Genomic DNA, 17,436 nt, shown 5'->3' on the forward strand with positions numbered 1-17,436 from the left:
TGCCCGGCCGTTCACCAGCGGCTTGCGTCCGCGCGCCGGGGCCGCGCTCAGCCCGCCGGGCGCGCGGCGAGGCTCGCGCAGCGGTCGTGGGCGTGGCAGCCCACCAGATGGTCGTTCACCATGCCGGTGGCCTGCATGAAGGCATAGACGATGGTCGGCCCGCAGAAGCGGAAGCCGTGCGCCTTCAGCTCCTTCGACATGGCGCGGGCGGCGGCGGTCTCGGTCGGCGCCTCGGCCATCGTGGCGAAGCGGTTCTGCACCGGCCGTCCCTCGACATGTTTCCAGAGGAAGTCCGAGAAGCCCTGCCGCTCTTCGATCGCGAGGAAGGCGCGGGCATTGCCGATGGTGGCCTCGATCTTGCCGCGGTGGCGCACGATGCCCGCGTCGCCCAGAAGACGCACCACATCGGCCTCGCCCCAGGAGGCGATGACGGCGGGCTCGAAGCCCTGAAAGGCGGCGCGGAAGGCCTCGCGCTTGCGCAGGATGGTGATCCAGGCGAGGCCTGCCTGGAAGCCGTCGAGGATGAGTTTTTCCCACAGGGCACGCGCCTCCCATTCGGGCACGCCCCATTCGGTGTCGTGATAGGCGGTGTAGAGCGGATCCTGTCCGCACCAGGGGCAGCGTGTGAGGTCCATGTCCGTCCGGAAAAAGAGGCGACTGCGCCCACCTTTAAGGCCCCGGTCCCGGACTGTCATCGGCTTTCGGCCCGGACGGCGTGCCGAAGCCCGCGCAGCGCGCGCGCCGCCGCCCCTGCCGAAGCCCGCGGCCGGAGGAGGTGCGGGCCCCCCGGCGCACTCCACCGGGCCGCGAGCGCAAACATCTTGCAGAACGCCTTCCCGGTGCTTACCCGTTTTCTGCACAGCGGCGGAGAATGCCCTCTGCCCGCATCGGTTCAAGGGAGAGGATCGGACATGACCAACGTGGTAATCGTGTCGGCGGCGCGCACGGCCGTCGGCAGCTTCAACGGCGCCTTCGCGAGCACGCCCGCCCATGACCTCGGCGCTGCCGTGATCGAGGCCGTGGTGGCCCGCGCCGGGATCGACAAGGCGGACGTGAGCGAGACGATCCTCGGCCAGGTGCTGACCGCGGGTCAGGGCCAGAACCCCGCCCGTCAGGCCCACATCAAGGCAGGCCTGCCGCAGGAAAGCGCCGCCTGGAGCATCAACCAGGTCTGCGGCTCGGGCCTGCGCGCGGTGGCGCTGGCGGCGCAGCACGTCCAGCTGGGCGATGCCTCCATCGTCGTGGCGGGCGGCCAGGAAAACATGAGCCTCTCGCCCCATGTGGCCCATCTGCGCGCGGGGCAGAAGATGGGCGACCTGAGCTTCATCGACTCGATGATCAAGGACGGGCTGTGGGACGCCTTCAACGGCTATCACATGGGCCAGACCGCCGAGAACGTCGCCGCGAAATGGCAGATCAGCCGCGACATGCAGGACGAATTCGCCGTCGCCAGCCAGAACAAGGCCGAGGCGGCACAGAAGGCCGGCCGCTTCGCCGACGAGATCGTGCCCTTCGTCATCAAAACCCGGAAGGGCGACGTGACAGTGGATGCCGACGAATACATCCGCCACGGCGCGACGCTCGACGCGATGGCCAAGCTGCGCCCCGCCTTCATCAAGGACGGCACCGTGACCGCGGCCAACGCCTCGGGCATCAACGACGGCGCGGCGGCGGTCCTCGTGATGAGCGCCGAGGAGGCCGAGAAGCGCGGCCTTTCGCCGCTGGCCCGCATCGCCTCCTATGCCACGGCGGGGCTCGATCCCTCGATCATGGGCGTGGGTCCGATCCATGCCAGCCGCAAGGCGCTCGAGAAGGCCGGCTGGAAGGTGGGCGATCTCGATCTGGTCGAGGCCAACGAGGCCTTCGCGGCGCAGGCCTGTGCCGTCAACAAGGACATGGGCTGGGATCCCTCGATCGTGAACGTGAACGGCGGCGCCATCGCCATCGGGCACCCGATCGGGGCCTCGGGCGCGCGCGTGCTGAACACGCTGCTGTTCGAGATGCAGCGCCGCAACGCCAAAAAGGGCCTCGCCACCCTCTGCATCGGCGGCGGCATGGGCGTCGCCATGTGCCTCGAGCGCCCCTGATCGCCCGCGGCGATCTGACAACGGGTGCGCAATAATGTTGCGCACCCTTTTCCATATCTATAACAGTCTTTCAACGAGCGGATATTTGAAGGAGGGATCATGTCCAAGGTTGCTCTGGTGACGGGCGGTTCGCGGGGCATCGGCGCCGCCATCTCGGTGGCGCTGAAGAACGCGGGCTACACGGTCGCCGCGAACTATGCGGGCAATGACGAGGCGGCGCGGAAGTTCACCGAAGAGACCGGCATCAAGACCTACAAATGGTCCGTCGCGGATTACGATGCCTGCGCTGCGGGCATCGCGCAGGTCGAGGCCGAGCTCGGGCCGGTGGCTGTGCTGGTGAACAACGCCGGCATCACGCGGGATTCGATGTTCCACAAGATGACGCGCGACCAGTGGAAAGAGGTGATCGACACCAACCTGTCGGGCCTCTTCAACATGACCCACCCGGTCTGGTCCGGGATGCGGGACCGCAAGTTCGGCCGGATCATCAACATCTCTTCGATCAACGGCCAGAAGGGCCAGGCCGGGCAGGCGAACTATTCCGCGGCCAAGGCGGGCGACCTCGGCTTCACCAAGGCGCTGGCGCAGGAGGGCGCGCGGGCGGGCATCACCGTCAATGCGATCTGCCCCGGCTATATCGCGACCGAGATGGTGATGGCCGTGCCGGAAAAGGTGCGCGAGTCGATCATCGCCCAGATCCCGACCGGCCGCCTCGGCGAGCCGGAGGAGATTGCCCGCTGCGTGGTCTTCCTCGCCTCCGACGATGCGGGCTTCGTCACCGGATCGACCATCACGGCGAACGGCGGCCAGTATTTCGTCTGAGGATCTTCTCATCCTGAAAACCAGAGAGCCGCGCAGGGATCTGCGCGGCTCCTTTCGTTTCACTGGAATCAACCGTCGGCTGAAACGTCCCGCGACGGGCGAGCCGGGGCGCCAGCACCCGAAGGTGGGCGCCGCCCCCTCGTCACGCCTGAGAAAGACGGGCGATTTCCTCTTTCAGCTTGAGTTTCTGTTTCTTCATCTCGGAGATCTTCAGGGCGTCCATGGCGGGGTTTCGCTGAGCTTTCTCCACGCTCGTCGAGAGAGTCTCGTGTTTGCGGCGCAGTTCCTGCAGATGCGAAGCGACAGTCATTCTCGTCCTCCTGTGCATGATCCGAGTGTCACGAGTTCATCACAAAGGTCGAGTCGTGTCACGCGAAGTCGGGCCGGTGGGCAGGACCTCGCGCAGTCTCATATCAACCTGAACGGGAATTCCCCTCCGTTGCGCAGGATATGGGCAGCCGCGGGGCTGAAGCTCTCGCGGTCGCCGTCATGTTGGGCGCCCTCGTGCAGCACGAAGGGCGGCAGCAGCCGGAACGGCGCCCGCCCGCCCTTGCGGGACTGGAGGATCACGCGCTTGGCCGGGCGGCCCTCGCGCGGCTGAAGCGGCAGGAGGACGGAGGAGCCCATGCGTCCGTCGAGGGCGGCCAGCGCATCCGGCAGGCGATCCGCGCCGAAGATGAGCGACAGAACGCCGCGGGGCGCAAGACGACGCACGGCGGCCTCGATCCAGGTCGCCAGAGGCGTCTCCTCGCGCATCGCCCGCTCGCGTCCGGGATCGGCCGCTCCGGTTCCGCCGCCCGCGGGATAGTAGGGCGGATTGGCAATCACATGGTCGAAGCTCTGCCGCAGCGCCGCCGGCATCGCCGAGAGATCGCCCTCCACAACCTCGAGAGCCACGCCGTTCATCGCCGCATTCTCGCGCGCGAGCGCGGCATAGGCCGGTTGCAGCTCCAGCCCCGCAAGCCGCAGCCCCGGCACCCGTGCCGCGAGACAAAGGCTCGCGACCCCGGCACCGCAGCCCAGTTCCAGCACGCTCTGCCCCGCGCTGGCGGGAACGGCCGCGGCGAGCAGCACCGGATCGGTCGCGGCCCGGTAGCCCCGGCGCGGCTGCAGCACCGTCAGACGTCCGCCGAGAAAGCCGTCGGAAGTCAATTCGTCCGGGGCGAACATCAGGGGGTCGTCGGGATGCCGTTGTCGGACATCACCCGGCAGGCGCGATCCCAGTCTTCTTCCGGGACAAACAGACGCCGCGGCAATATGCCGATGGAGCCTTCGAGGACGCTCATGTGGACGTCCACCGGAAAGGCGTCTATATCCTCGCCCTGAAGGAGCGCGGTGGCGAAGGCGATGATCGTCGGGTCGGTCGTGCGCAACAGTTCCTTCATGTCGGGGACATTGTCGGCAACGCCTCGGTTTGTCGAGGCCGGTTCGTCGACCGGGTGGCAGGATCGGGATGGGATTGGACGAGGTTTCGCAAAAGCCGCATGAACGGCTCGCCGCGTGGCTGGCCGAGGACATGGCCGCCGTCAACGGGCTGATCCGCGAGCGGATGGCCTCGAAACACGCGCCCCGCATTCCCGAGGTCACGGCGCATCTGGTCGAGGCCGGCGGCAAGCGGCTGCGGCCGCTCCTGACGCTCGCCGCGGCGCGGCTGTGCGGCTACGAGGGGCCCTATCACATCCATCTGGCCGCGACGGTGGAGTTCATCCACACGGCGACGCTGCTTCACGACGATGTGGTGGACGAAAGCCACCGCCGCCGCGGCAAACCCACGGCGAACCTGCTGTGGGACAACAAATCCTCGGTGCTGGTGGGCGACTATCTCTTCGCCCGCAGCTTCCAGCTGATGGTCGAGACCGGCTCGCTTCGCGTGATGGACATCCTCGCCAATGCCTCGGCCACCATCTCCGAGGGCGAGGTGCTGCAGCTGACCGCGGCCCAGGATCTGCGCACGACCGAGGACATCTACCTGCAGGTGGTGCGCGGCAAGACGGCCGCGCTCTTTGCCGCGGCAACCGAGGTGGGCGGCGTGGTCGCGGGCGTGCCCGAGGCGCAGGTCGAGGCGCTCCACGCCTACGGGGACGCGCTGGGGATCGCCTTCCAGATCGTCGACGACCTCCTCGATTATGGCGGCGTGGATGCCCAGATCGGCAAGAACACCGGCGACGACTTCCGCGAACGCAAGCTGACGCTGCCGGTCATCAAGGCGGTGGCCCAGGCCGATGCCGAGGAGCGCGCCTTCTGGCAGCGGGTGATCGAGAAGGGCGACCAGCGCGAGGGTGACCTCGAGCAAGCCCATGCGATCATGTCCCGCCACGGCGCCATGGAGGCCGCCCGGCAGGATGCGCTCCGCTGGGTCACGGTGGCGCGCGAGGCACTCGGCCAGCTGCCGGAGCACCCGCTGCGCGAGATGCTGCACGATCTGGCCGATTTCGTGGTCGAACGCATCGCCTGATCCCTTCCGGGCGCTCTGCCCCGGCGCAGCGCAGGATCCCGCGCTGCGCCCCTTTCGGCCTTCCGACAGTCCCTCTGCCGCGGGAGGCCGGCCTCGCCTGAGAAGCCGCACTGGCCGCCGGTCTTCCCCCGAACCGCTCCCGGGCCTGCTCGGAAGGCGTCCGCCGCAAAAGCCCCCGCGGGGGGGCCTCACCGGCGGCCATCAGGAAGAGACCGTTGAAGCGGCCCGCTCGAATCCTGTCGCGCCCCCCCCCCGACCGGGCGGCTCTCCGATCCGTGTTCGCTCGGCGATGGACAGCCGTTCCCTGTCCGTTCATGATGGCGCCATGCAGACCCTTACCGTTCCCGATTCCGGCCTCGCCCCCCTCCTGCCCGGCCAAAGGCTCGCCCGCGGCGTCTGCCGCCATCTGCGCAGCCATGATTTCGTCTCGGTGGTCGAACTCGTGCCCGCGCCCGGCCTCAGGGTCGACGTGATGGCGCTGGGGCCCAAGGGCGAGATCTGGGTGGTGGAATGCAAATCCTCGCGCGCGGACTATCAGTCCGACCGCAAGTGGCAGGGCTATCTCGACTGGTGCGACCGCTTCTTCTTCGCGGTGGACGAGGCCTTTCCGGTGGATCTCCTGCCCGAGGGCACCGGCCTCATGCTCGCCGACGGCTACGATGCCGAGATCCTGCGCATCGGCCCCGAGGGGCGGCTCGCGCCCGCGCGGCGCAAGGCCGTGATCCAGGGATTCGCCCGCCACGCGGCCCTGCGCCTGCAGGGTCTGCGCGATCCGGGCGCCTTCCCCGGCTGATCACTTCCGCTTCTTCGGCTCCGGCCCGCGGTTGTCCTTGGCCATCGCGCGCGCACGCTCGGCTGCGGCGCGCAGCTCCTCGGCGATCTCGTCGGCCTCGTCGGGGTCGAAATCGAGCGGCAGGTCCACGCCCTCGCCCTCGATATAGATCCGCACCATGCCGAGCGAGGTCGGCCCGATCTGCAGGTTCGCGGCAAGCTCGCTCTGTTTGTCGATCCCCATGTCGGTCCTCCGTTGCCAGTGGAGTGGGCGTAGCGCCCTTCTGTCGCGCTGGCAAGGCGCCGCCTTGATCCGTGCCCTCCCCCGCCTCATGATCGCAAAGGGAGGGCCTCCGGCGATGCAGGACGCATTGGAACTGCGCGACCTCGAGATCGGCGACGCGGGCTGGATCGTGGCCCGGCACGCCGAGATCTATGCGGCCGAGGCGGGGTTCGACCTGAGCTTCGAGGCACAGGTGGCCGAGCACATGTCCCGTTTCATCCGCACCCGCGATCCGGCCCGCGAGCGCGCCTTCATCGCCTGTCTCGGCGGCCGCCGGGTAGGCTGCCTGCTCTGCACCCGCATGGGCGACGAAAGCGCCCGGATCAGCCTGTTCCTCGTCGAGCCCGAGATGCGCTGCCGCGGGATCGGCCGCCACCTCCTGCAGCAGGCGATGAACTTTGCCCGCGCCCACGGCTATGCGTCCCTCTGCTTCTGGACCTTCAACGGGCACCACACCTCGGAGTCGCTCTATGTCTCGTCGGGCTTCCGGAGGGTCACCTCCCACCCGGCCCATTCCTTCGGCCGCGACGTGATCGAGCAGGAATGGGAGATCGTGCTCTGAGCCCTCTTGCATTCCCCCGCCGCCGAGTCTAAATGGCCCGCGAGTGCCGGCTTAGCTCAGTTGGTTAGAGCACCAGATTGTGGATCTGGGGGTCCCCCGTTCGAGCCGGGGAGTCGGTACCATCTCATAAGGCCCGGGCATCGCGTCCGGGCCTTTTGCTTGCCACCCCAAAGCTCCATCTCGCGGGCAGATGCGCCAAGGTCGGGCTTGCCTGCCTAAGCGCGGCACCCTATCTAGAGCGATGGCGGGTTCTGCCCCTCTCGTGCGTGGTCCTTTTCCAGTGGCCGATAAGCATATCCGAGGGAGCTGGCTCTGCCAGGGTCCTGGCCCTGGTATCTGGCGACCACCTGAGTCTCAGGCTCTCGGGAAACGCATGCCACCACGGCTGCCGCGGTTCCCGCCACTTCTTCCCTCTTTGCAGCACGGGCCAAGGGCCAAGGGCCAAGGGCCAAGGGCCAAGGGCCAAGGGCCAAGGGCCAAGGGCCAAGGGCCAAGGGCCAAGGGCCAAGGGCCAAGGGCGATCCGCTGCTCAGGGATCGGCGTCAAGCCGCGCTCGATCTTCTCTCGGTTCCGCTGAGGTAACAGGGCGGACCGCCTCGCCTCGCGTCTGGCACCAGGGTGTGCTCAGCCATGGCAGAAATTCGGGAGCTCGGCCCGCGGCTCCTGCCGGAGGGCGCCTGCCGGCGCGGTGCCGTCTTGGCCCGGTCTGCCGGAAGAGGTTTCCTCCGCACGAAAAAGGGGCGGATTGCTCCGCCCCTTCTGACAGGATCGCAGGGGTGCGATCAGAAGCCGTAGACGAGCGACACGCCGAGCTTGTTGTCCGTGCGGATCGCGCGGCTCTCGTTATAGTCAGTCAGGTAGCTCACGCGCGTCGAGAAGGCGTCGGTCATCTTGATGTTGACGCCGAAGTCGTTGTTCACGCGCAGCGCCTCGTCCGAGCTCAGAACGTCGGTGTCGTTGGTCAGGAAGACGTTCTCGTTGATCCGGTAGAAGAAGCGCGACGAGGCGATGTAGCCCACCTCGGACTCGTCCCGGTCATCGCCGAACTCGAGGTAGCTGAGGCCCACACCGGCCTGGACGCGCCAGGTCATGTCGGCACGGTTGATCACCCGATAGCCCGGGCCGACGCCGATGAAGCCGTCGGTCTTGACCCGCTCGCCCAGCGGCACGTCGGCGATCTCGCCGGTCGCATCCTCGTCGTCGGCGAGGCCGTTGAACTCCGCCCGACCCAGCACGAAGCCGTAGAACTGCTCGTTGAAGTAGTAGTTGCCCTCATAGACCATGAAGATGTCTTCCTGGTCGGAGTCGCCGTCCGATTCGGCATAGTCGAGAACGACGCCGAGGTTCTGGACATACGGGCCCTGCGCGTGGCGCAGACGGGCACCGATGGTCAGGTTCTGCTCCTCGGTGTTGCCGTCGCTGCCGCTGTAGCCGAGCGAGGCGCTGCCCGAGAAGCCGGGACGGAACTCGGGGTTGCCGAAGCGGGACGGATCCTGCGCTTCTTCGAGGTCGTCCTGAACATCATCCTCGATGTCCTCGATCCGATCCTCGATCTGCCGCGTCCCGGTGAGGGTGCCCACCTGCGCGTGAACGGCGGTCGTGCCGATGAGCAGGGCGAAAGCCGTCAGGCCGGCAATGCGAAAATTCTCTTTCATGCTTGTCCCCTAGGTCAGTGGTAGGCCGCGACGCTCGCGGCCGGCATGTGCTGCCGGGGAGACAACCGGGGGTAGCGGGGGACGTTCCCCCTTAGGTCAGGGGGCATCCTTTCGATAGTGTCGAATGTGCAACAGCTTTGCGACGGACATGAGAAGGCCCGGACGCTCAAGCAGCCGGGCCCAAAGGAATAATCGCTGAGGGAGCGTTCAGCGCCGCTTTTTGTGATCTGCAGAAACCGTCACCCGGATGGGAACAAGCTCCATCCGCACGGGGCGCAGGCGCCCGCGGGGTGGGGTGCGGTCCTCGGGATCCGCCATCCGCATGACGGCGATGGCGAATTGCACGCCCGCGAAGACGACGCCGTTGAACATGACCAGCATCAGTCCGCCCAGCCAGCCCATGTCGGTTTCAAGCACCAGATGCCCGAGCCCGCCCACATCCATCGCGACCAGAGCCACGACGAAGGCCACCGAGATCCCGAAACCGATGAGGACATTGACGATGTAGAGACGGACGAGCTGAGGCATGATCTGAACTCCTTGCGACCACGATACCGTCCGCCGAGGATGAAGCCACAAGAATCTGCAGCGGATGCGCAGGTTTCTTGCTGCTTCGCCCTGCCTTCCCTTCCGCCGGAAGATGCGCCGCGTGCGGGCACCGGGAACGGTCGGGACAGATCGGATATCCTGCCGCCAACATGGGGTCTCAGGCCTTTGTTCCCAAGCGGGAAGAAAGACAGATCGGCGCCCGTCTCGCGCCCCCGCGGCTGATCGCGCAGCCTCCGCCGCGGCGGACGGCCGGAAACGCCCCAGCCCCCTGAGGGATAGCTCTGTCGAGCCGCGATCAGCCCTGCGGAAAGGCCTCGGGCCTGGCCTCGCGCGCCATGTGGTCAAGGACCGCATTGACGAATTTCGGCTCTCGGCCCTCGGGGAAGAAGGCCTTGGCGATATCGACGAACTCGTTGATGACGACCTTGGGCGGCGTCTCGCTCTCGAGAAGCTCCGAGCCCGCCGCGCGGAACAGCGCGCGGATCACCGGGTCGATCCGGTCGATGGGCCATTTGGCCACCAGCGCCCGGTCGGTCATCTGGTCGATGCCCGCCTGACGGTTCACCGCGCCCGAGACGATCGCCCGGAAGCTCTTCGCATCCCCCTCGGCCATCTCGTCGCCTTCATAGACGGCGCCGAACCGGTGGGTCTCGAACTCGCGCGCCACCTGCTCGACCGTCTGGCCGGTGGTCTCCATCTGAAAGAGCGCCTGCACCGCATAGAGGCGCGAGGCCGACTTCATCTGCCGCCTGTCGGGTTTCACGCTCATGCCTCGCTGGTCCCCGCGACGCGGAACTCGTCCACCGGCTTGAAGCCCATGCCCTTGCGCTGGCCCGACCATCTGCGCGACAGCGCGATGAGGTGGAGCGCCGCGGCGGCGGCCCCGCCGCCCTTGTCCTGCTCGGAGGGCGCGGCCCGCACGACGGCCTGCGCGCGGTTCTCGACGGTGAGGATGCCGTTGCCGATGCAGGCGCCCTGCAGGCCCAGCAGCATCAGCCCCCGGCTCGAATCGTTGCAGACCGTGTCGTAATGGGTGGTCTCGCCGCGGATCACGCAGCCGAGCGCCACATAGCCGTCGAAGTTCGCCTGACGCTCGGCCATGGCGATGGCGGTCGGCAGTTCGAGCGCACCGGGCACCTCGATCAGCTCCCAGCTCGCGCCGCAGCTTTCGATCACCGCCTTGGCGCCGGCGATCAGATCGTCCGCGATGTCGCGGTAATAGGGGGCCACTACGATCAGAAGCTTCGCCGGCCGCTCGAAGGCGGGCAGCGGCAGGGTGAAATGGGTTTCGGAACCGGCCATCGGTCAGACCTCGGAAATATGGTGCGTGCCGACGATGGAGAGGCCATAGGCCTCGAGACCCACCACCTTCGGCGCACGGGAGTTGGTGACGAGCACGATCTGGGACAGGCCCAGCGCCGAGAGGATCTGGGCGCCGAGCCCATACTGGCGCAGCGTCTGGGGTGAGGCCTCGTCGTCCATCGGAAGCTTCATCGTGACGTCGCGCAGGAGCACGACGACGCCCCGACCCTCCTGCGCGATGAGGCGCATGGCGCCGTGCAGATCGCCCGCATGGGCGGGGCCGATGCCCAGCACGTCCTCGAGCGGGTTCAGCGCATGCATCCGCACCAGCACCGGCTCGCCGTCGGTGACATTGCCCTTCGACAGGATGACATGCTCGGCCCCCTGCGTATCGTCGGAGAAGATGCGCATGAGCCAGTCGCCGCCGTAGCAGGAGGTGACGTGCTTGACCGCCTTCTCCTTCACCAGATTGTCGTGCCGGCGACGGTAGGCGATCAGGTCCGAGATCGTGCCGATCTTGAGACCGTGCCGCTGGGCGAAGGCCACGAGATCCGGCAGGCGGGCCATGGTGCCGTCGTCGTTCATGATCTCGCAGATCACGCCCGAGGCATTGAGACCGGCCAGACGGCTCACATCGACCGCGGCCTCCGTGTGGCCGGCCCGGACGAGGACCCCCCCGTCCCGGGCGCGGAGCGGGAAGACATGGCCGGGCGTCGCGATGTCGGCCGGCCCTTTGGACGGATCGATGGCCACGGCCACGGTGCGGGCCCGGTCGGCGGCCGAAATGCCGGTGGTGACGCCCTCACGCGCCTCGATCGAGATGGTGAAGGCCGTCTCGTGCCGCGAGGAGTTCTTCGGAGTCATCAGATGCAGGCCGAGCTGGTCGATCCGCGCCGACGGCAAGGCGAGGCAGATCAGCCCGCGCCCGTGGGTCGCCATGAAGTTGATGGCGGCGGGGGTGCACATCTGCGCGGGGATGACGAGGTCGCCCTCGTTCTCGCGGTCCTCGTGGTCCACGAGAATGAACATCCGCCCGTTTCGCGCGTCGTCGATGATCTCCTCGATGGACGAGATCGCGTCGGAATATTCGGTCTTGCTGTGGCTCATCGCATCGCTCCGGGATCAGACCTGCCCATACCGCGACGAAGCGCCGTTGGCCAGAGCTTCATCCCGGAGAGACGACCCGCCCCCCCTGCCCCGAAGGGCGCGCACCACCCTGATGATGTTCCATGCCTTCACCTGGCGTCGGCGGGCGGGATGGCTCATGCCGGGCTTTCCGGGGCCGATCCTCGTCGGATCGGTGAACCCCGGCTGGCACTGTGCCGTCTACGGGTACGCGGGCGTGGCGCTCACGGCCGCGCTCCGGGCTGGGGTCGGGCGCTTCCTCGGGGGTCGCGCCCGGGCGCCCGAGGCCGCGTCTCAGCCCGCGGCCATGTAGCGCTCGACATCGAGGCAGGCCGCGAGGCGCGCGGCCTCGGACCATTCCCGTTCGGACCAGCCCTCTCCCACGAGGATCACCTGATCCGAGGGAATGCGCCCGAGGGCGGCCCGCAGTCGGGCGCGGCTCTCGGACCAGCCGGCGAAGGGGCGCGGCGCGGGATGGGCGGCATCGAGCACGCCCTCGGCCGCCGCCAGCAGCGCCTCGGGCGCGAGCCGCCCCTGCGCCAGACCGATCCGGCCGGCGCACAGCCGGCGCAGCTTGCCCGCGCGATCTTCAGGCAGATCCTGCCCGGGCATCACCCGCAGGGCGTTGGACGAGAAGAGGAAGGCCACCACGTCATGGCCGCTCGCGGCCCGCACCGAGGCATAGGTCCGGTAGTCGAGCCCGAGCTCGGCCGCGCGGGAGACGCGCTTGCGCACGACCTCGATCGGCAAAGTCGGCAAGAGATCGGCCCGCGCCTTCGACCAGCAGTGCCGCCGCCAGCTGCCGCCGGGCTGAAGCGCAGGCCCGCCGTTGTGACCGGGACCCGGGCCGGTCATCTCAGGCGAACTCGTTCAGCCGGGCGACATAGCGCGCCAGCGTGTCGATCTCGAGATTGACCCGCAGACCGGGCGCGATGCCGCTCCAGGTGGTGACCTCCTGCGTGTGCGGGATGAAGTTGATCCCGAACTCCGCGCCATCGACCTCGTTCACGGTGAGCGAGGTGCCGTTCAGCGCGACCGAGCCCTTGGGCGCGATGAAGCGCGCCAGCGCCTCGGGCGCCCGGAAGGTCACGCGCAGACTGTCGCCCTCGGGCACGGCCCGCACCACCTCGGCCACCCCGTCGACATGTCCCGAGACGATATGACCGCCGAGCTCGTCGCCCACCTTGAGGGCCCGCTCGAGATTGATGCGGCGACCCGGCTCCCAGTCGCCGATCACGGTCTTCGACAGGGTCTCGCCCGAGATATTGACGTCGAACCACGCAGACGGCTCGGTGCCCGTGGCCACGACGGTCAGGCAGACGCCGTCGCAGGCGATCGAGGCGCCGATGTCGATGGCCTCCACGTCGTAGGCGGTGGCGATGCGGGCGCGGAGGTCTCCCGTCCGTTCCAGTTCCAGCACGCGGCCGATATCGCTGACGATCCCGGTAAACATGACGTCTCCTTGTCCTTCGCCCAAGGGGTAGCTTCCGGGGCGACGGCGCGCAACGGCTTTGCGGGCCGCGCCGCCCGGCGGACAGGGCGGGTCGGTCGCGGAGACCTGTCGGCAACAGTCGCCCCCGCGTCTGCCGCCTTTCTGCGCACACGCTGGCAATCCCGTTCATGTTCCGCTAGCTTCGCCCGAAACACTCAGGCAACGCCAAGAGGAGCCGGGCAGTGCGACTTACGACCGTCAGGGGCGCGAGGACGCTCATTCTTCTCGTGCTCGTATCCACGACGGTCGCCGCCTGCGGGCTGCCGCGCTCGGGGCCGCACAAGCGCGAGATCTTCGCAGGCTCCGTCGAGCGGCAGGGCGATGCCTTCATCGTTCCGGTCAACCGATTCGTGAGCCGCGTCACCGCCGTCACGCCCGCCTTCGGCTTCAGCTCGAACTTCCGCACGGCCGACCTCGTGGGCTCGGACGTGATCGCGGCGGGCGACACGGTGGGGATCACCGTCTTCGAGAACGTCCGTGACGATCCGCTGCTCGGCAACAGCGGCCAGCGGGTCTCGTCGCTCGATCAGGTGCAGGTGGACGGTCAGGGCTACATCTATGTGCCCTATGCCGGCCGGATCCGCGCCGCGGGCCAGACGCCCGACGGCCTCCGGCAGGCGATCACCCGCAAGCTCGACACCCAGACCCCCGATCCGCAGGTGTCGGTGCAGCGGCTGGCGGGCGACGGGTCGTCCGTCACCGTCTCGGGCGCCGTGGGCTCGCAGGGCGTGTTCCCGATCGAGCGGCCGACGCGGACTCTGTCCTCGATGCTGGCCCGGGCGGGAGGCACCACCGTGCCCGTCACCACGGCCATCGTGCGCGTGACCCGCAAGGGCAGCACCAGCCAGATCTGGCTGCAGGATCTCTACGACAATCCCACGCTCGACATCGCCCTGCGTCCGGGCGACGTGATCGTGGTGGAAGAGGACGACCGCTCGTTCGTGGCGCTCGGCGCGACGGGGCGCCAGACGCGCATCCAGTTCGAGACGCAGAACGTCTCGGCCGTCGAGGCGCTGGCGCAGGTGGGCGGCCTGAACACCAACCTCGCCGATCCGAAGGGCGTGTTCGTCCTGCGCGACGAGCCCGCCGAGATCGCCAATTCGGTGCTCGGGCGGACCGATCTCGTGGGCGATCAGCGGATGGTCTATGTGCTCGATCTGACGCAGCCCACCGGTCTGTTCGAGGCGCGCGACTTCATGATCCGCGACGGAGACACGGTCTATGTGACCGAGGCGCCGTTCGTCCAATGGCAGAAAACCCTCAGCGCGATCACGGGCGCCACGGCCGCCGCCAATCAGGCGGAGGCGGTCGGCAACTGATCTACCGGTCTCGCTGGTGCGGGACCCACGGCCCCCGCCAATCGGGCTGACGCCGCCCGCAACTGATCTGCGGATCCCGCCGGTGCGGGGCCCACGGCCCCCGCCGATCAGGCGGAGGCCGCCCGCAACCGATCCGCAAGCCGCCCGGCGAGGATGCTCCGCCCGGCCGAGATCTTCGTCAGCCCGGCCCGGCACGGGCTCCCGCCCATGCGGGACCGTGGCGGGCAGGCCGCGCCGGGCGGGCGCTTCCGCAACAGGCGCTGGCGGTGGAGAAGGCCCTCATCCGCATGGTCCGAGGCGCGGATCGATGGGACCACGGCGGAGGGCCTCAGGTCTTCGGATCGATCTCTTCGGGACGGAGTGCCGTGGGGTGCGCGGGTACCGCGCCATCGCGCGGGCCGCGCGGACATCGCCCTCACACGGAAACTGTCAGTAGATGTAGCGGATCTGTTCGGTCCAGTAGCGCTCCATGCGCCGCAATGCCTGGTTCAGATCCTCCATCCCAGAGACGCCCACGACATTGCGCCGTTCGAGCCCCTCGGCATGGCGGGCGAAGAGGTCGGACAGGACCTGGCGAACGTGGCGCCCCTTGTCGGTCAGCCGCACCCGCACCGAGCGCCGGTCGATCTCGGACCGCTGGTGGTGCATGTAGCCGAGTTCGACCAGCTTCTTCAGATTGTAGCTGACGTTCGAGCCCTGATAGTAGCCGCGGGTCTTCAGTTCGCCCGCCGTCACCTCGTTGTCGCCCACGTTGAACAGCAGCAGCGCCTGAACAGGATTGATCTCGAGCAGCCCGATCCGCTCGAACTCGTCCTTGACCACGTCGAGCAACAGCCGGTGCAGACGCTCCACTAGCGAAAGGCTTTCCAGATAGCCCAGCAGAAAGGCCTTCTGCGTCCCATCGAGAATGCCTGCGTGTACCGTCATTCCTGTCTCCACCGAACGTTGCTGGACACAGAATCTGCACAAAGCACAAACATAGCGTAAACCGGAACGGCTTTTCAGCGCGCCCCGGCTCAGCGGGCCAGACGGGACCGGGCGAAGGCGCCGATCTCGGCGATCAGAGCGGCCAGATGGGCCGGCGGCTCGCGCTGACCCAGCACCCAGGGCAGGAGATCCTGGTCGTTCTCGTTCAAGAGCGAATCATAGAGGGCAAGGCGCTCCTCGGAGAGGCCCGCCAGATGCGCGTCCGACCAGGGCCCGAGGATCAGGTCCATCTCCTTGGTCCCCCGCCGCCACGACCGCATGGACATGCGCTTGAGCCGCGCGTCCTCCGCCTCGATCATTCCGCCTCCTTGCGCAAGAGCGCCCGCATCCGCTTTTCCAGCTGCCCCATCTCCTGAGCCAGCGCAAGCATCTGCGTGCGCATCCGCGCAAGCTCGGCCAGCGCCTCGCGCCCCTCGCTGGTCAGGATCGCGGGCTCGGACGGCCCCTCCGCCCCCTCGCCCTCGCCGGTCAGAAGCCAGCGCAGGCTCACATTGAGCATTCCCGCCATCATCTGCAGCCGGTTCGCGCGGGGCTCGGCCAGATCGTCCTCCCACGATTGCAGGGTCTTGAGCCGCACGCCGAGCCGGCGCGCCATCTCTTCCTGCGTGAGGCCCGCGGCCTCGCGGGCGCCTGCCAGACGGTCCCCGAAGGTCGCCGTCTCGTTGCTGAACCAGCCCTGATTGTCCATCGCCATCCTGCCTCTCCCTCGATACCGCTTGATCGCTTTCGGGGCAGAACCTAGAACAAATGGCCGAAAGTTACAAACCGGCCGCCCGTCCGGCCGCCCCTCCCCCGGAGTTTCCCCCGCATGGCCTTCCTCTCCGACACGCTTGCCCGCGTCAAACCGTCCCAGACGATCGCGGTCACCAACAAGGCGCGAGAGCTTGCGGCCGCCGGGCGCGACGTGATCGGCCTCGGCGCGGGCGAGCCCGATTTCGACACGCCCGACAACATCAAGGCCGCGGCCAAGCGCGCCATCGATGCGGGCCGCACCAAATACACCGCGGTCGACGGCATCCCCGAATTGAAGCGCGCGATCTGCGAGAAGTTCGAGCGCGAGAACGGGCTGAAATACACGCCGGCGCAGGTGACGGTCGGCACCGGCGGCAAGCAGATCCTCTACAACGCGCTGGTAGCGACGCTGAACCCGGGCGACGAGGTCATCATCCCCGCGCCCTACTGGGTGAGCTACCCCGACATGGTGCTTCTGGCCGGCGGCACGCCGGTCAGCGTGGCGGCCGGGATGGAGACGGGCTTCAAGCTCACGCCCGAGCAGCTCGAGGCGGCGATCACGCCCCGCACCAAATGGTTCATCTTCAACTCACCCTCGAACCCGACGGGGGCGGCCTACACCCGCGCCGAACTTGCCGCGCTCTGCGAGGTGCTGATGCGCCATCCGCAGGTCTGGATCATGTCCGACGACATGTACGAGCATCTGGTGTTCGACGATTTCGATTTCACCACGCCCGCGCAGATCGAGCCCGGCCTCTACGACCGCACGCTGACCTGCAACGGCGTCTCCAAGGCCTACTGCATGACCGGCTGGCGCATCGGCTATGCGGCGGGCCCGGTCGAGCTGATCCGCGCCATGGGCACCATCCAGTCGCAATCGACCTCGAACCCCTGCTCGATCGCGCAATATGCGGCGCTCGAGGCGCTGTCGGGGCCGCAGGAGTTCCTCGCCACGAACCGCGAGGCCTTCCAGCGCCGCCGCGATCTGGTGGTCTCGATGCTGAACGAGGCCAAGGGCGTGACCTGCCCCAACCCCGAGGGCGCCTTCTACGTCTATCCCGACATCTCGGGCTGCATCGGCAAGACCTCGGCCGGCGGCGCGAAGATCACGGATGACGAGGCCTTCGCCTCGGCGCTTCTGGAAGAGACGGGCGTGGCGGTGGTCTTCGGCGCGGCCTTCGGCCTCTCGCCCAACTTCCGCATCAGCTATGCCACCGCCGACGAGGTGCTGCGCGAGGCCTGCGCCCGCATCCAGGCCTTCTGCGCCGGCCTGAGCTGAGGCGCGTGGGGGAGGC

General features: G+C 68.1%; 23 protein-coding genes and 1 tRNA gene. 9 read left to right on the forward strand and 15 right to left on the reverse strand.

Translation table 11 applies throughout. The annotated features are described in order from the left end of the window. Positions 1-47: 47 nt before the first annotated feature. Positions 48-635, reverse strand: a complete 588-nt coding sequence (locus RSP_RS12055) for a DNA-3-methyladenine glycosylase I (protein ID WP_011338458.1) — start codon at positions 633-635, stop codon at positions 48-50. Positions 636-911: 276 nt separating this feature from the next. Between RSP_RS12055 and RSP_RS12060 the strand changes: the two genes are divergently transcribed. Further along, positions 912-2,087, forward strand: a complete 1,176-nt coding sequence (locus tag RSP_RS12060; protein ID WP_011841641.1) for an acetyl-CoA C-acetyltransferase — start codon at positions 912-914, stop codon at positions 2,085-2,087. Between the two features lie 99 nt (positions 2,088-2,186). Next, the gene (gene phbB / locus RSP_RS12065; RefSeq protein WP_002720931.1) at positions 2,187-2,909 is read left to right on the forward strand and encodes a beta-ketoacyl-ACP reductase; all 723 of its coding nucleotides are present in this window, start codon (positions 2,187-2,189) and stop codon (positions 2,907-2,909) included. Between the two features lie 142 nt (positions 2,910-3,051). Here the strand turns inward: phbB and RSP_RS12070 are convergent, their stop codons facing one another. The 3 genes from RSP_RS12070 to RSP_RS12080 form a co-directional block, all read right to left on the reverse strand. After that, positions 3,052-3,219, reverse strand: coding sequence for a YdcH family protein (locus tag RSP_RS12070; protein ID WP_009561774.1), 168 nt, complete (start codon positions 3,217-3,219; stop codon positions 3,052-3,054). Between the two features lie 98 nt (positions 3,220-3,317). Beyond that, positions 3,318-4,079, reverse strand: a complete 762-nt coding sequence (locus RSP_RS12075) for a tRNA1(Val) (adenine(37)-N6)-methyltransferase (protein ID WP_011338460.1) — start codon at positions 4,077-4,079, stop codon at positions 3,318-3,320. Further along, on the reverse strand, positions 4,079-4,294 hold the full coding sequence (locus RSP_RS12080) for a putative signal transducing protein (protein ID WP_002720934.1): 216 nt from the start codon (positions 4,292-4,294) through the stop codon (positions 4,079-4,081). Before RSP_RS12080 ends, RSP_RS12075 begins: the two co-directional genes overlap by 1 nt. A 68-nt stretch (positions 4,295-4,362) precedes the next feature. Here RSP_RS12080 and RSP_RS12085 point away from each other — a divergent pair, with 68 nt between their 5' ends. After that, entirely contained in the window at positions 4,363-5,364 is a 1,002-nt protein-coding gene (locus tag RSP_RS12085; protein WP_011338461.1) for a polyprenyl synthetase family protein, read from the forward strand. 325 nt (positions 5,365-5,689) lie between these two features. Continuing rightward, positions 5,690-6,157, forward strand: coding sequence for an MmcB family DNA repair protein (locus RSP_RS12090; RefSeq protein WP_017139947.1), 468 nt, complete (start codon positions 5,690-5,692; stop codon positions 6,155-6,157). Here the strand turns inward: RSP_RS12090 and RSP_RS12095 are convergent, their stop codons facing one another. Next, a complete protein-coding gene (locus RSP_RS12095; RefSeq protein ID WP_009561771.1) occupies positions 6,158-6,379 on the reverse strand; it encodes a DUF6324 family protein in 222 nt (73 codons plus the stop codon). It lies immediately after the preceding gene. 115 nt (positions 6,380-6,494) lie between these two features. On the opposite strand from RSP_RS12095, the gene RSP_RS12100 reads away from it, so the two are divergent. After that, positions 6,495-6,980 carry a GNAT family N-acetyltransferase gene (locus tag RSP_RS12100; RefSeq protein WP_009561770.1) on the forward strand — a complete coding sequence of 162 codons (486 nt, stop codon included), beginning with the start codon at positions 6,495-6,497 and terminating at the stop codon, positions 6,978-6,980. Between the two features lie 45 nt (positions 6,981-7,025). Continuing rightward, positions 7,026-7,102: transfer RNA gene (locus RSP_RS12105), tRNA-His, on the forward strand. Positions 7,103-7,762: 660 nt separating this feature from the next. On the opposite strand, the gene RSP_RS12110 is transcribed toward RSP_RS12105, so the two are convergent. From RSP_RS12110 to ribB, 5 genes are all read right to left on the reverse strand, one after another. Next, positions 7,763-8,635: a DUF481 domain-containing protein gene (locus tag RSP_RS12110; protein WP_011338463.1), complete on the reverse strand. Its 873-nt coding sequence runs from the start codon at positions 8,633-8,635 to the stop codon at positions 7,763-7,765. A gap of 207 nt (positions 8,636-8,842) precedes the next feature. Beyond that, entirely contained in the window at positions 8,843-9,163 is a 321-nt protein-coding gene (locus tag RSP_RS12115) for a hypothetical protein (protein WP_011338464.1), read from the reverse strand. 316 nt (positions 9,164-9,479) lie between these two features. Next, entirely contained in the window at positions 9,480-9,953 is a 474-nt protein-coding gene (gene nusB, locus RSP_RS12120) for a transcription antitermination factor NusB (RefSeq protein ID WP_011841646.1), read from the reverse strand. Then, positions 9,950-10,486 (reverse strand): 6,7-dimethyl-8-ribityllumazine synthase, encoded by a 537-nt coding sequence (locus tag RSP_RS12125; RefSeq protein ID WP_002720942.1) that lies wholly within the window; start codon positions 10,484-10,486, stop codon positions 9,950-9,952. Before RSP_RS12125 ends, nusB begins: the two co-directional genes overlap by 4 nt. Before the next feature lie 3 nt (positions 10,487-10,489). After that, the gene (gene ribB, locus RSP_RS12130) at positions 10,490-11,593 is read right to left on the reverse strand and encodes a 3,4-dihydroxy-2-butanone-4-phosphate synthase (RefSeq protein ID WP_009561762.1); all 1,104 of its coding nucleotides are present in this window, start codon (positions 11,591-11,593) and stop codon (positions 10,490-10,492) included. 112 nt (positions 11,594-11,705) lie between these two features. Between ribB and RSP_RS12135 the strand changes: the two genes are divergently transcribed. After that, the gene (locus RSP_RS12135; RefSeq protein WP_017139948.1) at positions 11,706-11,924 is read left to right on the forward strand and encodes a hypothetical protein; all 219 of its coding nucleotides are present in this window, start codon (positions 11,706-11,708) and stop codon (positions 11,922-11,924) included. Here the strand turns inward: RSP_RS12135 and RSP_RS12140 are convergent. Continuing rightward, positions 11,906-12,466: a hypothetical protein gene (locus RSP_RS12140; protein ID WP_002720945.1), complete on the reverse strand. Its 561-nt coding sequence runs from the start codon at positions 12,464-12,466 to the stop codon at positions 11,906-11,908. The genes RSP_RS12135 and RSP_RS12140 overlap by 19 nt on opposite strands. Position 12,467: 1 nt before the next feature. Further along, positions 12,468-13,064, reverse strand: coding sequence for a riboflavin synthase (locus tag RSP_RS12145; RefSeq protein WP_011338466.1), 597 nt, complete (start codon positions 13,062-13,064; stop codon positions 12,468-12,470). A gap of 221 nt (positions 13,065-13,285) precedes the next feature. Here RSP_RS12145 and RSP_RS12150 point away from each other — a divergent pair, with 221 nt between their 5' ends. Beyond that, positions 13,286-14,422, forward strand: coding sequence for a polysaccharide biosynthesis/export family protein (locus tag RSP_RS12150; protein WP_011338467.1), 1,137 nt, complete (start codon positions 13,286-13,288; stop codon positions 14,420-14,422). Between the two features lie 429 nt (positions 14,423-14,851). Here the strand turns inward: RSP_RS12150 and RSP_RS12155 are convergent, their stop codons facing one another. The 3 genes from RSP_RS12155 to RSP_RS12165 all read right to left on the reverse strand — a co-directional run bounded on the left by RSP_RS12155 (position 14,852) and on the right by RSP_RS12165 (position 16,103). Then, positions 14,852-15,349 carry a MarR family winged helix-turn-helix transcriptional regulator gene (locus RSP_RS12155; RefSeq protein ID WP_017139949.1) on the reverse strand — a complete coding sequence of 166 codons (498 nt, stop codon included), beginning with the start codon at positions 15,347-15,349 and terminating at the stop codon, positions 14,852-14,854. A gap of 89 nt (positions 15,350-15,438) precedes the next feature. Next, positions 15,439-15,708, reverse strand: coding sequence for an FAD assembly factor SdhE (locus tag RSP_RS12160; protein ID WP_011338469.1), 270 nt, complete (start codon positions 15,706-15,708; stop codon positions 15,439-15,441). Continuing rightward, complete coding sequence (locus tag RSP_RS12165) at positions 15,705-16,103, reverse strand: helix-turn-helix domain-containing protein (RefSeq protein ID WP_002720950.1); 399 nt, start codon at positions 16,101-16,103, stop codon at positions 15,705-15,707. The genes RSP_RS12160 and RSP_RS12165 overlap by 4 nt, the downstream gene beginning before the upstream one ends. A 114-nt stretch (positions 16,104-16,217) precedes the next feature. Between RSP_RS12165 and RSP_RS12170 the strand changes: the two genes are divergently transcribed. After that, positions 16,218-17,420, forward strand: coding sequence for a pyridoxal phosphate-dependent aminotransferase (locus RSP_RS12170; protein WP_002720951.1), 1,203 nt, complete (start codon positions 16,218-16,220; stop codon positions 17,418-17,420). Positions 17,421-17,436 lie beyond the last annotated feature (16 nt).

It is taken from the genome of Cereibacter sphaeroides 2.4.1 (assembly GCF_000012905.2).
Classification (GTDB): Bacteria; Pseudomonadota; Alphaproteobacteria; order Rhodobacterales; family Rhodobacteraceae; genus Cereibacter_A; species Cereibacter_A sphaeroides.

Bases quoted from the DNA above. Each gene is read 5' to 3' on its own strand.
- RSP_RS12055 (WP_011338458.1), bottom strand. From the start codon at position 635: ATGGACCTCACACGCTGCCCCTGGTGCGGACAGGATCCGCTCTACACC.
- RSP_RS12060 (WP_011841641.1), top strand. From the start codon at position 912: ATGACCAACGTGGTAATCGTGTCGGCGGCGCGCACGGCCGTCGGCAGC.
- phbB (WP_002720931.1), top strand. From the start codon at position 2,187: ATGTCCAAGGTTGCTCTGGTGACGGGCGGTTCGCGGGGCATCGGCGCC.
- RSP_RS12070 (WP_009561774.1), bottom strand. From the start codon at position 3,219: ATGACTGTCGCTTCGCATCTGCAGGAACTGCGCCGCAAACACGAGACT.
- RSP_RS12075 (WP_011338460.1), bottom strand. From the start codon at position 4,079: ATGTTCGCCCCGGACGAATTGACTTCCGACGGCTTTCTCGGCGGACGT.
- RSP_RS12080 (WP_002720934.1), bottom strand. From the start codon at position 4,294: ATGAAGGAACTGTTGCGCACGACCGACCCGACGATCATCGCCTTCGCC.
- RSP_RS12085 (WP_011338461.1), top strand. From the start codon at position 4,363: ATGGGATTGGACGAGGTTTCGCAAAAGCCGCATGAACGGCTCGCCGCG.
- RSP_RS12090 (WP_017139947.1), top strand. From the start codon at position 5,690: ATGCAGACCCTTACCGTTCCCGATTCCGGCCTCGCCCCCCTCCTGCCC.
- RSP_RS12095 (WP_009561771.1), bottom strand. From the start codon at position 6,379: ATGGGGATCGACAAACAGAGCGAGCTTGCCGCGAACCTGCAGATCGGG.
- RSP_RS12100 (WP_009561770.1), top strand. From the start codon at position 6,495: ATGCAGGACGCATTGGAACTGCGCGACCTCGAGATCGGCGACGCGGGC.
- RSP_RS12110 (WP_011338463.1), bottom strand. From the start codon at position 8,635: ATGAAAGAGAATTTTCGCATTGCCGGCCTGACGGCTTTCGCCCTGCTC.
- RSP_RS12115 (WP_011338464.1), bottom strand. From the start codon at position 9,163: ATGCCTCAGCTCGTCCGTCTCTACATCGTCAATGTCCTCATCGGTTTC.
- nusB (WP_011841646.1), bottom strand. From the start codon at position 9,953: ATGAGCGTGAAACCCGACAGGCGGCAGATGAAGTCGGCCTCGCGCCTC.
- RSP_RS12125 (WP_002720942.1), bottom strand. From the start codon at position 10,486: ATGGCCGGTTCCGAAACCCATTTCACCCTGCCGCTGCCCGCCTTCGAG.
- ribB (WP_009561762.1), bottom strand. From the start codon at position 11,593: ATGAGCCACAGCAAGACCGAATATTCCGACGCGATCTCGTCCATCGAG.
- RSP_RS12135 (WP_017139948.1), top strand. From the start codon at position 11,706: ATGATGTTCCATGCCTTCACCTGGCGTCGGCGGGCGGGATGGCTCATG.
- RSP_RS12140 (WP_002720945.1), bottom strand. From the start codon at position 12,466: ATGACCGGCCCGGGTCCCGGTCACAACGGCGGGCCTGCGCTTCAGCCC.
- RSP_RS12145 (WP_011338466.1), bottom strand. From the start codon at position 13,064: ATGTTTACCGGGATCGTCAGCGATATCGGCCGCGTGCTGGAACTGGAA.
- RSP_RS12155 (WP_017139949.1), bottom strand. From the start codon at position 15,349: ATGACGGTACACGCAGGCATTCTCGATGGGACGCAGAAGGCCTTTCTG.
- RSP_RS12160 (WP_011338469.1), bottom strand. From the start codon at position 15,708: ATGATCGAGGCGGAGGACGCGCGGCTCAAGCGCATGTCCATGCGGTCG.
- RSP_RS12165 (WP_002720950.1), bottom strand. From the start codon at position 16,103: ATGGCGATGGACAATCAGGGCTGGTTCAGCAACGAGACGGCGACCTTC.
- RSP_RS12170 (WP_002720951.1), top strand. From the start codon at position 16,218: ATGGCCTTCCTCTCCGACACGCTTGCCCGCGTCAAACCGTCCCAGACG.